Annotated in this window: 14 protein-coding genes; all 14 read right to left on the bottom strand. The window is 27.6% G+C overall.

Annotated features, from left to right (window positions below; translation table 11 throughout):
• Window positions 1-58: 58 nt before the first annotated feature.
• The gene (locus tag H8891_RS13375) at window positions 59-634 is read right to left on the bottom strand and encodes a thymidine kinase (RefSeq protein ID WP_187006811.1); all 576 of its coding nucleotides are present in this window, start codon (window positions 632-634) and stop codon (window positions 59-61) included.
• A gap of 57 nt (window positions 635-691) precedes the next feature.
• Window positions 692-892, bottom strand: a complete 201-nt coding sequence (gene rpmE, locus H8891_RS13370) for a 50S ribosomal protein L31 (protein ID WP_025161269.1) — start codon at window positions 890-892, stop codon at window positions 692-694.
• A 113-nt stretch (window positions 893-1,005) separates the two neighbouring features.
• A complete protein-coding gene (gene rho / locus H8891_RS13365) occupies window positions 1,006-2,442 on the bottom strand; it encodes a transcription termination factor Rho (RefSeq protein ID WP_187006827.1) in 1,437 nt (478 codons plus the stop codon).
• 198 nt (window positions 2,443-2,640) lie between these two features.
• Entirely contained in the window at window positions 2,641-3,639 is a 999-nt protein-coding gene (gene glpX / locus H8891_RS13360; RefSeq protein WP_187006810.1) for a class II fructose-bisphosphatase, read from the bottom strand.
• 157 nt (window positions 3,640-3,796) lie between these two features.
• A complete protein-coding gene (gene fsa, locus H8891_RS13355; RefSeq protein ID WP_147547752.1) occupies window positions 3,797-4,444 on the bottom strand; it encodes a fructose-6-phosphate aldolase in 648 nt (215 codons plus the stop codon).
• Between the two features lie 262 nt (window positions 4,445-4,706).
• The gene (gene pepF, locus H8891_RS13350) at window positions 4,707-6,608 is read right to left on the bottom strand and encodes an oligoendopeptidase F (protein ID WP_187006809.1); all 1,902 of its coding nucleotides are present in this window, start codon (window positions 6,606-6,608) and stop codon (window positions 4,707-4,709) included.
• 439 nt (window positions 6,609-7,047) lie between these two features.
• The gene (spoIIE, locus tag H8891_RS13345; protein WP_187006808.1) at window positions 7,048-9,414 is read right to left on the bottom strand and encodes a stage II sporulation protein E; all 2,367 of its coding nucleotides are present in this window, start codon (window positions 9,412-9,414) and stop codon (window positions 7,048-7,050) included.
• A gap of 91 nt (window positions 9,415-9,505) precedes the next feature.
• Complete coding sequence (locus tag H8891_RS13340) at window positions 9,506-10,426, bottom strand: Ppx/GppA phosphatase family protein (protein WP_187006807.1); 921 nt, start codon at window positions 10,424-10,426, stop codon at window positions 9,506-9,508.
• Between the two features lie 57 nt (window positions 10,427-10,483).
• Window positions 10,484-10,783, bottom strand: coding sequence for an FtsB family cell division protein (locus H8891_RS13335; protein WP_147547756.1), 300 nt, complete (start codon window positions 10,781-10,783; stop codon window positions 10,484-10,486).
• Between the two features lie 11 nt (window positions 10,784-10,794).
• Window positions 10,795-11,289 (bottom strand): spore cortex biosynthesis protein YabQ, encoded by a 495-nt coding sequence (gene yabQ / locus H8891_RS15645; protein WP_147547757.1) that lies wholly within the window; start codon window positions 11,287-11,289, stop codon window positions 10,795-10,797.
• Complete coding sequence (locus H8891_RS13325; RefSeq protein ID WP_147547758.1) at window positions 11,289-11,543, bottom strand: YabP/YqfC family sporulation protein; 255 nt, start codon at window positions 11,541-11,543, stop codon at window positions 11,289-11,291. Before H8891_RS13325 ends, yabQ begins: the two co-directional genes overlap by 1 nt.
• A 63-nt stretch (window positions 11,544-11,606) precedes the next feature.
• Window positions 11,607-11,849 carry an RNA-binding S4 domain-containing protein gene (locus H8891_RS13320; RefSeq protein WP_147547759.1) on the bottom strand — a complete coding sequence of 81 codons (243 nt, stop codon included), beginning with the start codon at window positions 11,847-11,849 and terminating at the stop codon, window positions 11,607-11,609.
• Window positions 11,850-11,911: 62 nt separating this feature from the next.
• Window positions 11,912-12,190, bottom strand: a complete 279-nt coding sequence (locus tag H8891_RS13315; protein ID WP_147547760.1) for an HU family DNA-binding protein — start codon at window positions 12,188-12,190, stop codon at window positions 11,912-11,914.
• Window positions 12,191-12,276: 86 nt separating this feature from the next.
• Window positions 12,277-13,728, bottom strand: a complete 1,452-nt coding sequence (gene yabN, locus H8891_RS13310) for a bifunctional methyltransferase/pyrophosphohydrolase YabN (protein WP_187006806.1) — start codon at window positions 13,726-13,728, stop codon at window positions 12,277-12,279.
• Between the last annotated feature and the right edge of the window lie 79 nt (window positions 13,729-13,807).

Here is a 13,807-nt window from a genome sequence, read left to right as displayed (position 1 = left end):
TATAATATTACTATACAGATAAAGAAAAAACACCTAAAAGGTGTTTACTATCTAAATATTATTTTTTTACTACATGACACTTTCTACATCTAGCTTCATAGCTTTCAACAGCTCCAACTTGAATTATAGGCTCATCATATTTAGCCGGCTCCCCATTTATAAGTCTTTGAGATCTTGTTGCCGGTTGACCACAAACAGAACATATAGCTTGTATTTTATCTACAAATTCTGCTACTGCTAATAATCTTGGAGTTGGTCCAAAAGGTTCCCCTTTAAAATCCATATCTAATCCTGCGGCTATAACTCTTATCCCTTTATCAGCTAATTCAATAGCCATATCTACTATTTTATCATCAAAAAATTGCACTTCATCTATTCCAACAACTTGTGTATCTTCATTTATATATTTGTTAATCTCAGATGAATCTTTTATAGGAATAGCATTTATAGTGTATCCGCTATGAGATACTACATCTTCCTTGCTATATCTATCATCTATAACAGGTTTAAAAACAACAACATTTTGCTTTGCAATTTTAGCTCTTTTTAACCTTCTTATAAGTTCTTCACTTTTTCCACTATACATAGGCCCTATAACAACCTCTATGTATCCATGATTAATAGGTCTATACATCCTTAATCCTCCTATATAAATAAAATAGGAGTTGGCAAGCCAACTCCGTATTTACTATTAGTCGATTTTGAATCTCTTCTTGAACTTGTCGATTCTTCCACCAGCTTCTATATTCTTTTGCTTTCCAGTATAGAAAGGATGGCATTCTGAACATATCTCAACTTTTATTTCATCTTTAGTTGATCCTGCTACGAATGTGTTACCACAAGCACAACGTACTTCAACTTCTTGGTATTTTGGTTGTATATCTTTTTGCATATTTGTCACCTCTTCTCCTTACTTTTCGAAATTAATTATATTAACTTTTCGTTTTTCATCATTCAACTACACCATTATAACATAAGATTATTTAGCGTTCAAGAGTTTTCTAATTAGTTTAAAGCCTCTTTTATATACTTTATAAACGCATCATTATCTTTAGTTCTTCTTAGTATTTCTAAGACTTTATCAGTAACTTCATAAACTGAATTATTACTCATTTCTTTTCTTAGTTTCCAAAGTGCAGCTTTTTCTTCTTCTGTTAATAATAAATCTTCTCTTCTAGTACCAGATTTATATATATCAACAGCTGGGAATACCCTCTTTTCAGCCAGTTTTCTATCTAGATGAAGTTCCATATTCCCTGTTCCTTTGAATTCTTCAAATATAACATCATCCATTCTAGAACCAGTTTCAACTAAAGCTGTAGCTAATATTGTAAGTGAGCCACCTTGTCTTATATTTCTAGCCGCACCAAAGAATTTTTTTGGTCCATGAAGAGCTCCTGGATCTAAACCTCCAGATAACGTTCTTCCAGTAGGTGATATACTTAAATTGTAAGCTCTGGCAAGTCTAGTAATACTATCTAATAATATCACAACATCTTTTCCATGCTCAACTAATCTTTGTGCTCTATTTAAAACCATTTCTGCAACTTTAACATGATGACTAGAAACTTGGTCAAATGTAGAATAAATTACATCAGCATCTATAGATTCTTGCATATCAGTAACTTCTTCTGGTCTTTCATCTATAAGAAGAACTATAAGTTCTACTTCAGGATGATTTTTAACTATACTATTTGCTACACTTTTTAAAAGTATAGTTTTACCAGCCTTAGGTGGAGCGACAATTAATCCTCTTTGCCCTTTACCTATTGGAGATATTAAATCTATCAATCTTGTAGATATTTCATTTTGATATTTTTCTAATTTAAGTTTTTCTTCTGGGTATATAGGTGTAAGAGTTTCAAATGCTCTTCTTTTTGTAGCTGTTTCAGGATGTTCATCATTTATTCTTTGTACATATAATAATGCCCTAAACTTTTCACCACTTTTTGGATGCCTAGTTATCCCTTTGACTTTATCTCCTGTTTTCATATTAAATCTTCTGATTTGGGATGGAGACACATATACATCATGTTCTGTAGATAAGTAATTAGGTCCTCTTAAAAAACCAAATCCATCTGGTAATATTTCTAATACTCCCATTACTTCATCGTCTTTAGACGTATTAAACTCATCTACAATCTTAGCTTCATCAACTTCTTTTACACTATAAGAATTTCTATTAAAGCTTTGATTGTGTCTTTGATTTCTATTTTCATAGTTTTTATTTTCTGGCTTATTTACACTAGGTTTTTGTTCACTTTTAATTTCTTCTTGTTTTTCTGTTTCTTTATTATTATCTATCATATTTTTATTTTTATACTCGCTTATAATTTGTATTAACTCATTTTTTTTATACTTACTTATAGACTTAATCCCTAGTTCTTTAGCTAATTCTTTTAATTGCACTAGAGTCATATCTTTTATATTCTCTAAATTCATATCTTTTATATTCAAAAAAACCCTCCTATTCCATAATACAATTACAGTTTTTATTCGGAAATTAAAGGCGTGCAAATGAAAAGTTTCCAGTATTTGTACTAAATAATTAACTTTAATATTATCACTATTTATGCATTATGGTCAACAAATAAAAAAATAAAACTACTCATATAAAATAGTTTTATTTTTATGATAATTCTATATACTATATTTACCCATTAAATCAGTTAATATATCATTTTTATCTACTGCGTGTATAGCATCAACAAATCTTATAGTTCCTGTTTTAGCTCTCATCACAACTGAGTTAGTTGTTAATCTATCATTTCCTAAACTAACAACTCCTTTTAATAAATCTCCATCCGTTATACCAGTAGCAGCGAAGAAAAGTTCATCTCCTTTAGCTAAATCTTCTAATGATAACACCTTCTCTATATCAGTGTCTGTTAATCCCATTTCATGACATCTTACTCTCTCTGAGTCGCTTAAAGGATATATCTGAGCTTGCATATCTCCACCCATACATTTTATAGCAGCTGCCGTTATAACTCCTTCAGGTCCTCCACCTATTCCCATAAGCATGTCTATACCAGTATCATCAAAGCAAGTTGCTATTCCTGCAGCAACATCTCCATCTCCAAACATTTTTATTCTAGTACCAAGTTTTCTAGCCGCTTCAAATATATAGTTATGTCTTTCTCTATCTTGTACTGTTATAGTCATTTCTGTAGTTTTCTTATTTAATGCTTTTGCGACGTTTTTTATGTTTTCTTCAACACTTGCATTTAAATCTATACAACCTTTTGCCTTAGGACCAACTATAATCTTTTTCATATATGTATCAGGGGCTTTAAGTAAACTTCCTTTTTTACCCATAGCTATTACAGATATAACATTAGGCAGTCCTTTTGCTATTAATGTAGTACCATCTAACGGATCTACTGCTATATCAACTTTCATACTGTCTTCAGTTGCCATACCAACTTTTTCACCTATATATAGCATAGGAGCTTCATCTAATTCACCTTCTCCTATTACAACTTCACCATCTATCTTCACAGTTTCAAATGCTCGTCTCATAGCTTCTACTGCTGCACCATCTGCACCGTTTTTATCACCTCTACCCATAAACTGTGAAGAAACTAAAGCTGCTGCTTCTGTAACTCTAACTAACTCCAATGCCAAATTTCTGTCCATAAAATTCATCTCCCCTAATTCGTTAATCTTCAATAAAATTATATATCACATTTAATAAATAGTAAATATTTATAGACATTAAAATAAACCATTAGTATAGTATATAATTCTTTATAACTATAAAAAAGACGATAATTCGTAAATTATCGTCTCTTTATTAATTTTTAGGTACACTTTCCCAGTCTTTTAAGAATTTATCTATTCCTATATCAGTCATAGGATGTCCTAACATTTGCTTGAATACTTTGTATGGTATTGTTGCTATATCTGCTCCTGCTTTAGCTGAAGTTAAAACATGTTGAGGATGTCTTATACTTGCTGATATTATTTCTGTTTCTATTCCATGAACATTAAATATTTCAGCAACCTCTTCTATTAACATTATACCTTCTTGTCCTATATCATCTAATCTTCCAACGAAAGGACTTACATATGAAGCTCCAGCTTTAGCTGCAAGTAAAGCTTGGTTTGCTGAGAATATTAAAGTTACATTAGTTTTTATACCTTTTTTTGATAAAGCAGATACAGCTTTTAATCCTTCTGCGCACATAGGTATTTTTATAACTATGTTTTTATGTATCTTGCTTAATTCTTCTCCTTCTTTTATCATTCCTTCACTTTCCATAGAAATAACTTCTGCAGATATAGGTCCATCTACTATATCAGTTATTTCTTTTACTACGTTTTCAAAAACTCTTCCTTCTTTTGCTATTAAAGATGGATTTGTAGTAACACCTTCTATAACTCCCCATGAGTTTATTTCTTTTATTTCATCTACATTTGCAGTATCTATAAATAGTTTCATACTATTATACCTCCTTAAATTTACATTCCTATAAATAAACTTACTACACTAGCAACACTAGAAAGTACTAACGTTCCTATAATAGCCAAAGCTATAAACCTAGTAGTTTTCTTATCATTAACCTTTGCCATGCTATCACCTCATTAATAATTTACATTATATATTTTTATTTGTATATTACACAGCAGATTTCAATATTAAAAGCCCTTCTCTGTAAGGGCCTTTAATATATTCTACCACTATTTATAAATTCCTTCTATTGTTAATTTTCTAATAATCTTTCTAAATCCATAACTAACTTATTAAATTTATCTGTCGTTTTTTCTATTGGCTTCTTACTATATAAATTTATACCACTTTCTTTTAGTAATTCTATAGGGTAATTTGACCCTCCTTTTTTAAGAAAAGCTAAGTAGTTATCAGCTCCATTATTTAATATATCTTGTGAAAATGCTATAGCTGCACTACAACCTGTAGCATATTTATAGACATAAAAACTATTATAGAAATGTGGTATCTTTGACCAACCTATCTTTGACAATTGGTCTACATTAAAATCTTCTCCATAATATTTTTTTAATAAATCACCCCATACATCATTTAATACTAAAACATTCACAGTTTCTTTTTTTTCTAATTTAGAATGTATTTGATTCTCAAATTCTGCATACATAGTTTGTACAAATAATGTATTTTTTATTAAATCTAAATATTGAGTTATATAATAAGCTTTTTCTTCATCATTTTGGGAATTTTTTATTAACATCTCATAAAGTAGTGACTCATTCGTTATAGATGCAACTTCATGTGTAAATATACTAGGTTTTGAATTTAAGTAATTCTGGTTTTTAGAACTCATATACCCATAAACTGCATGTCCTAACTCATGTGCTAGTGTAGATACTGAATCTAAGTTTCCACTATAATTTGTTAGTATATATGGATGATTATCATATAATGACAAGCAATATGCTCCACTAACTTTTTTATCATTTGAAAAAACATCTATCCATCTTTCATTAAACGCTTTATAAATCACATCTCCATACTCTTTACCTAATGGATTTAAAGCTGCATATATTATGCCTTGAGCCTTGTCATATGAAATATTCTCATCCACAGGATTTACTATAGGTGTATACATATCGTATGAGTACACCTTATCTAAATTTAACACTTTTTTTCTTAAACTAATGTATTTATGCAAAGTATCTAAATTTTTATTAACTGTACTTATTAGCTCATCATAAACTTTAGCATCTATATTATCACCTGACATGTACATTTCTCTTGAGTTTTTATACCCTCTAGTATTCGAATAGAATATATTTTTTTTAACTTGACCTATAAATAATCCTGATAACATATTTATATTATCATTGTATAATACAGATTCACTTTCAAAAGCTTTTTTTCTAGTTTCTCTATTTTCACTTTCTAGTGCTAGAGAATATTCAGATGGGTTTAATGATGATTTTTTATCCATATTCACAAAAAGTTCATAAACATTTTTGGGCAATGTCGTAATATCACTTACTCCATTTAATAATTCCTCTTCATTAGCTTTCAAGTAATGTTTTTTATTTCTTCTTATATCATTTAAATATATTTTGTACTTACTTGATATTTTACTATTTCTTGTAATATCCTTAAATTCCCTATCTGAAAGTTTCAATATCTCTAACTCTAAATCAGAACAAATAGAGCTATATACTTTATATACTTCATCTAGTTTCTTCTCCATATTAGCAAATTCATATGATTTTTTATTAACATCTTTATTTAAAGATACATATGCATATAATTTTTCAATTTTTGAATCTAAATCTTCTTTTATATTTAATGCGTATAATAAATGCTTAGAAGATTTAGTTACTTTTCCTACATAATTTTTAAGTTCTTTAGTATCTATATTAAACCTTTTTAAACTTTTTTCCCATTCAGAATTACTTTTATATAAATCTCCTAAATTCCAAGATGTATATTTAGTTTTTTTATTTACTTCTTCTTTAGATTTTTCTTCTTTGCTAGTATCATTCATTGTTTCGGTTATTTTTTCATTAACTATTTCTATACTTTTATCAATCTCTTTTTTAAGAGCAACAGTCGAAAATAATATAATAACAATTACAATTGTTATGATTTTATAAATATTTTTCCCCATAAAAAGCCATCCTTTCACTAAGTTTGTTAGTATTAGGATGGCTTTTTGCATACATATTATTCAATTCTACCAAAATAAGTATTTATTAAGTTATCAACATACTTATCAACATATTAACATTTATTTTTTTACATAAAATTTGTATTTTTCAACATTTATATAATATAATTCCTCTTATTTATCTATATTTTTATCTAAGTTATCAACATTTTAAATTAAGTTATTAACATTTTTTCGCTTTTTTTATATTAAATTGTTAATATTTTTTAATTGCTACGAATTTATTATTTTAAATTTTACCTATTATATACAAATCATTTTTATACAATTTTGTCGAATATTGTAATTTCAACGATTTTTTTCATATTTTTAATGATTTTATATCCACAACTTATTCACATTTAATCCACATTTTGTGTATAAGTTGTGGATTTATATTTTAATGTTTATAAACTTTAGAAACTAATACTGTCATATCATCATATATATTATTATTTTGTATATCTAATGCTCTATTTAAAATTTCTTTTGATATATCCTTAGGATTAGATGTATCCATATTCTTTAAGAAATATATAAGCCAATTATCCCCTAAATTTTTATTTTTTCCTGCATCTATAATTCCATCTGAAACCATAATTATATAATCTCCATCTTTTATCTTTCGAGTATCTCTTTCTATGTTGACATCAGATAAAATACCTACAGGTAATGATGCTGTTGATATTAAATCTATATCTCCATTACTTCTTTTTATATAAGTTGAGCATGCTCCCATTTTTATAGTGTTTAATATACCTTTATTTAAATCTACAATACCTAAATCTAAAGTAGAGAACATTTCATCAGAAGATTTAAGCATTAATATATTATTTATAGTATCAATCACTATCTCTTCATCTATCTTTGAATCCATCATTTTTTCTAATATATCTATAGTTATTGATGACTCCTCATAAGCCTTTCTTCCTTTTCCCATTCCATCACTTATAGCCATCATGTATTTCCCTTCTGATATCTCCATATATGTATAATTATCTCCAGATATAATATATCCGTCTTTTGACATATTAGAAACTTCTGTTACAACCTTATATTCTTGTTTTTTATATAGCTTTATTTTGCAACTATCTCCTAAACATGTGCAACCTATTTTATTAACATCCAGATCTTGGCCTACTACACTAGATACAACTCCAGCTATTTTCCTTTCACATAAGTTACCGCCTTTACATGTTTCTTTTTCTATCAAGACTTCAAAATCATTAAGGTCCTTAGATATATAATTTAATTTTTTTACACTTATATTATTTCTATCGAGTTCAATCAATATATTATTTTCCATTTCCATATCAAATGTTATGTCTCTATCTAATTCCATAGCCATGCATTCAATCGACTTGGACATATATCTTATTTGTTTTGCTACTAACTTTCTATTTTCTGAAAATTTCTGCTGCCAACTATAATCTAAAGCAAACATTTTATAGTAACAATTAGAAGTTTTTACAATACTTTCTGGTTTTATACAATCTTTCTTAAAATCACTAGGTATATTATCAAGTTGAATTTCTCCACTTTCTTCTAGGCACTCTAATATTCTATTCATCATTGTATATGTATAATTAAATCTTGTTTCCCAACATCTTCTTCTCATTCCACAATTTTTGCATTCATCACTATACACCATGTCTATAATATGCGCTATATCTTTTTGATCTAATATTTTTTCTTTTTCTCTTATCCTATCAAATGTGTTAGCTAAATCTGAGTATGTTTTATACATTCCTCTTAATCTATTATTAGTTATTTCTCTACTTCTAGATAAATAATCTTCTATACCGTCACTTAATCTACCATTACCCTTAATGAACTTCTCTATTTTTTTCATAAACTCTTCTGGTATAAGCATCACTAATATACTTGCTATGAATATATCTCTAATCGCCATTATATTCGAACCTGATCCAGATGTGTAAATATATATCAAACTCCAACCCACTATATATCCTGCTATACTTAAATATTTATTAACTTTATTAAATCCTCCTGAGATCAAACCTGCAAATGCATAAATGCCCATATACATACTAGAAGTTATGTTATTTATAAAATAAACTAAACCTATTATTACTCCACTAGAAGCTCCCAGGGCAGCTCCACCTGTTATAGATAATATTAATATTGTCATAGTTGCTAAAATATTTCTAATAGATATTCCTATTATAGATACATCTCCTATCCCCATTATGCTAAAAGTTATAATTATGGTTAAAGCAACAATTTCTTCACTAGAGGTGACTTTTCTAGAAGCTCTTTTATTTATAATAGAAACCCCATATGAAAAAATGTATGTGCTAACAAACATTAATATACATTCAACTAATGATATACTTAAGTTATATATATAATTTCCAAATACTATAGCTTGTCCAATAGATAGCGGCATTATTATAAGCATACCTATCATAGAAATTTTATTTATAGATTTTATATTTTTTATATTATTTGCTATAAAATGCATAATAATTATACACATTGAATATTTTATAATATTAGATGCTTGATTAAATGAAAGTAATGTCCCAGCTAAAGTAGATACAAAAACTGGTAGCCTATATTTATCTAACTTTGAAACACATAAGAAAAATGCAACACCTAAAGGAGCTATATTATCTACTACCATAGCCCTACTAAGTAAAAATCCAATTAAACATAAAATTATTGTATTAGAATCCGATAAATTTATTTTCATAGTATTTTTTAAATCAATTTTTCTACTACTAACTACCACACTTCTTTGCATAAAAAAACCTCCCCTTGTTATTTTCATATTGAAATTGTAACAAACGGGAGATATCTTTTTTGTCATAATCAGTAGCTAGTCCATAATAATATTAAGACATTTTTTTTGCTTTATGACATAATAATCCTTCCAAATTATCATACTCACTCACTATAATATTTTGTTTTTCTAATTTTTTCATTATTATATTTAGTATTGTTACACCAGCTGTTATAATATCTGCTCTTTTAGGTTGTAGACCTTTTAATGTTTTTTTATCACTTAGTGTCATGTTTTTTAAATTTTGTAAAATAATATCTAATTCTTTTTGATTTATTTCACTTCCATGAATTTTTTCCATAGAGTAAGTTTCTAACTCTTGATTTATTGCAGAAACAGATGTAATTGTTCCCCCAATTCCCACAACAGCTTTTATTTCTTTATTCTTTAGTATATTTAAAGTATCATTTATAGTGCTAGATATAAATTTTTTCATACTTTCAAACTCTTCCTCACATATAGGATCTTCATTTAAAAATTTTTCTGTCATTCTTAACGCCCCAACATTTTCACTCTTTGAAAATTCTATGCCATTATTCCCTCCTAAAATAAACTCTGTAGATCCACCACCTATATCTATAACTAATATATCTTCATTTTCTTCTAATCCTTGTAAAACTCCCATAAAGCCTAAATTCGACTCTTCTTGCCCACTTATTATTTCAACATCTATGCCAACTTCATTTTTAGCTAAATTAATAAACTCTAATTTATTATTACTATCTCTTAATGCAGATGTTCCTATGCAATATAAATGCTCACATCCTTTTTCATATGCTAACTCTGAAAATTCTTTTAGTGCCTTTATATTTCTTTTTATAGCATCTTCCCTTATATATCCTTTACTATCTACTCCCTGACCTATTCTAGTTGTATTTATAAACTTTTCTCTATTAAATAACTTTCCATCTATATAATCAGCTATTAATAACCTCATAGAATTCGTTCCTATATCTATAGCACCTATCTTCATTAAAATTATCCTCCTATTAAAGCTTTAATATATTTAGATATAAATAGAGGAAGTATCTTAATTACTTCCTCTATTTATATCTAAATATATTATTTCATTTGGCTTAACCATTTTCAACTTTTTCCTAGCAATTTCCTCTATGTATTTATCATTATCTATTTTCTTTTTAGCTTCTTTCAAACTTTTTATTTCTTTCTCTGTATTCTTTATTTCATTCTTTAAGCAAATTATATCATTTTTATATTTAGCTGACTTAATAATTTGAGTCGCAACTCCCCCTATAAGCGATATTCCAACTAAACATAAAAACATACCAACTACAATATATTGCCCTATAAATTTTTTTCTTTTGTTCATAATCTACCCCCCTATGATTTACTTTTAACCTTTTTTAATTTACCTGATTTAATCTGTATAAACTTTAAAATGTTTATTACTAAATTAGGTATATAAAATATAGTATCAAATAAGAAATGTATTGAGTAGATTATAACGTAATACAAATTCACCGAAATCTTGCATATGTATACCAAAATTTGCTTTATAGTATTTATAATAAATCCTATTGATTTATTTAAAATCTTTAAAACAATTTTACTTAATGTATTATAGTAAATAAAAAATCCTATAAATAGAGCAATAAAATGATAATATCTTAAATCAAAGGATTCTATAACGTTTACAGTTATAAAAACAAGCCCTGTGACAATTATCCAAAATAGTATGTCATAAAATAATGAGAAAATTTTGATTGCATTAAAGTTTTTCTTACAAGCTCTGTATAGATCAAATAATATTCCTATGAATATGCCACCATATATTGTAGCAAAAAAAGCACCTAAATCTTGTGTGAATGGTATCATTATTTAAATAACTTCTTAAAGAAGCTTTCTTGAGGATCTTTGGATTTACTATAACATAATCCATCTATTGTCCCTGTTATAGTAATAACCTTCTCGTCTATACTAAGCTTACTCATATCTAAATTTTCTCCATCCACAACCATATCTCCACATGTAGTTCGTATTTCTACCTTTTTATCATCAAATGAGTATATGTGCTCTACTCCAGAAATAGTTAAACTTGACCTATTCTTTAAGTCTATAATATGCTCCATAATATCCCTCCATATTCAATGTTTATAATAATCTAATATAAATATACGAGGGATATTATGAATTTATTCTATTATCTCGAACATTTCTTTCGCATCATTTTTTAATACATGCTCTTTTATTTCTCTTATCTTAAATTTCATTAGTTTCTCACCAAATTGAATTTCAAGTAAATCTCCTACATTTACTTCTGATGATGATTTTGCTACTTTTCCGTTTATAGTTACAATACCTTTATCACAAGCTTCTTTAGCAACTGTTCTTCTTTTTATGATTCTTGAAACTTTTAAGAATTTATCTAATCTCATATTTTTAATCCTCCTTATACACAAAAAGTGTGGAATATCCACACTTTTAAATATAAATAAAATTATCCATTTATTATATCTTTTAATCCTTTTCCAGCTTTGAAAACTGGCGCTTTAGAAGCTGGTATATCTATAACTTCTTCTGGGTTTCTTGGGTTTCTTCCTTGTCTTGCTGCTCTTTCTCTAGTTTCGAAAGTTCCAAATCCTACTAATTGAACTTTTTCACCTTCTACTAATGCTTCTTCTACAGACTTCATGAAAGCATTTAATGCTGCTTCCGCTTCCTTCTTTGTTAATTCACTTTTTTCTGCCATTTTTGCTACTAATTCAGCTTTGTTCACGGTTCTTACCTCCTAAAAGTTTATATTATAGAATTTTATACTAGATATTAAATAAAATTCTAGATTTTTAACGAAATACCTTTTATTTACTGCTTATTTTTGGATTCATTCCATAAATCATCCATTTCTTCTAATGTCATATCTTCTAAATTCTTATTTAAACTTATAGCACTATTTTCTATAAACTCAAATCTATTTATGAATTTTTCAGTAGTTAGATTCAATGCTTCTTCTGGATTTATATCTAAAAATCTAGCAAGGTTGACTATTGAGAATAGTAAATCTCCTAGTTCTTCCTTTATGTATTTTATATTTCCTTGTTTGTGTTCGTCAAGTAATTCTTTATATTCTTCTACAATTTTTTTAAATACATCTTCTATATTATCCCAGTCAAACCCTACTAAAGCTGCCTTATACTGTACTTTTTTAGCTTTTGTTAAAGCTGGTAAACTAGGTGGAATTCTTCTTAAACCTTCTGTTATTGTAGTTTCACCTTTTTCTTCCTTTTTTAAATCTTCCCATTTTTTGTCATATGTATTCATGTCTACAGTTTCATTTTTAAATACATGAGGATGTCTAAATACTAATTTTTCACAAACTGTTTTTATTACTTCCTTTAAATCAAAATATCCTTCTTCTTTACCTATTTGAGAATGGAACACTACGTGTAGTAATATATCTCCTAATTCTTCTATCATCTCGTCAATATCATCATTGTCTATAGCTTGTGCTAATTCATAAGCTTCTTCAATTATATGAGCTTTAAGAGATTTATGAGTTTGCTTTTGATCCCATTCGCATCCATCTTTACCTCTTAATCTCTCCACTATATCTTCTAAATCTTTTACTTTATTATACGTAATCTTCTCAGACTTTGGTATATATAAGCTAGTAAGATAGTCAAAATCATTTTCATTTCTATCTAATTCATATAACTTAACATATTTCTTACTTTCTAGATTTTTAACACCTGCTGCTTTTACTATACATACTTCTTGCTCATCATCATAATACTCCATAAGTGATAATTTTACGTTTGAAGCTATAAATCTATCATAAATTTGAGTTATTATCATGCTAGTATTCGTATCTATATAGCTATTTTCAATCTCAAATGCATCAACTAATTTAAATCCTTCTGACGGATCAACTTCTAAGTAGTTAAACATAGCATCTACAAAGCTCATAGAAGCTATTGTATCTACCTCTATACCCTTTGTATTGGCAATGCTACTAATAATACTTACAGTCTTTTCTGCGACCCTAGGATGCCCAGGAACTACATACACAAGATCTCCTTTATTAGATTCTTCTATGATAAAATTAGATATTTTATTATAGACATTCTCAAAATCTTCATCTTCATTGTAAAAATAATCTAATGATGTGTATTTTATTTCATCTTTTAACTTATCCATTATAGGATGTTTTTCTGTTCTTAAAAATATTCTAGAATTATTTTTTAAGGCATCTAAAGCACCTTTACTTATTAAAGAATATTCTCCAGGTCCAAGACCTACTATAGTTATTTTTCCCATATAAAAAGCTCCTTCTTGTTGTAAAAATAAAGGAAATTACCCTATATAAGTATTTCCTTTATTTGCATATATGTATACA

This window comes from Paeniclostridium hominis (assembly GCF_014306135.1).
GTDB classification, from domain to species: domain Bacteria; phylum Bacillota; class Clostridia; order Peptostreptococcales; family Peptostreptococcaceae; genus Paraclostridium; species Paraclostridium hominis.
This window is presented reverse-complemented; position numbering and strand designations above follow the sequence as displayed.

What these genes read in the sequence shown, in the direction of transcription:
- H8891_RS13375 (WP_187006811.1), bottom strand. Translation starts at nt 634, where the DNA reads ATGTATAGACCTATTAATCATGGATACATAGAGGTTGTTATAGGGCCT.
- rpmE (WP_025161269.1), bottom strand. Translation starts at nt 892, where the DNA reads ATGCAAAAAGATATACAACCAAAATACCAAGAAGTTGAAGTACGTTGT.
- rho (WP_187006827.1), bottom strand. Translation starts at nt 2,442, where the DNA reads ATGAATTTAGAGAATATAAAAGATATGACTCTAGTGCAATTAAAAGAA.
- glpX (WP_187006810.1), bottom strand. Translation starts at nt 3,639, where the DNA reads ATGGACAGAAATTTGGCATTGGAGTTAGTTAGAGTTACAGAAGCAGCA.
- fsa (WP_147547752.1), bottom strand. Translation starts at nt 4,444, where the DNA reads ATGAAACTATTTATAGATACTGCAAATGTAGATGAAATAAAAGAAATA.
- pepF (WP_187006809.1), bottom strand. Translation starts at nt 6,608, where the DNA reads ATGGGGAAAAATATTTATAAAATCATAACAATTGTAATTGTTATTATA.
- spoIIE (WP_187006808.1), bottom strand. Translation starts at nt 9,414, where the DNA reads ATGCAAAGAAGTGTGGTAGTTAGTAGTAGAAAAATTGATTTAAAAAAT.
- H8891_RS13340 (WP_187006807.1), bottom strand. Translation starts at nt 10,426, where the DNA reads ATGAAGATAGGTGCTATAGATATAGGAACGAATTCTATGAGGTTATTA.
- H8891_RS13335 (WP_147547756.1), bottom strand. Translation starts at nt 10,783, where the DNA reads ATGAACAAAAGAAAAAAATTTATAGGGCAATATATTGTAGTTGGTATG.
- yabQ (WP_147547757.1), bottom strand. Translation starts at nt 11,289, where the DNA reads ATGATACCATTCACACAAGATTTAGGTGCTTTTTTTGCTACAATATAT.
- H8891_RS13325 (WP_147547758.1), bottom strand. Translation starts at nt 11,543, where the DNA reads ATGGAGCATATTATAGACTTAAAGAATAGGTCAAGTTTAACTATTTCT.
- H8891_RS13320 (WP_147547759.1), bottom strand. Translation starts at nt 11,849, where the DNA reads ATGAGATTAGATAAATTCTTAAAAGTTTCAAGAATCATAAAAAGAAGA.
- yabN (WP_187006806.1), bottom strand. Translation starts at nt 13,728, where the DNA reads ATGGGAAAAATAACTATAGTAGGTCTTGGACCTGGAGAATATTCTTTA.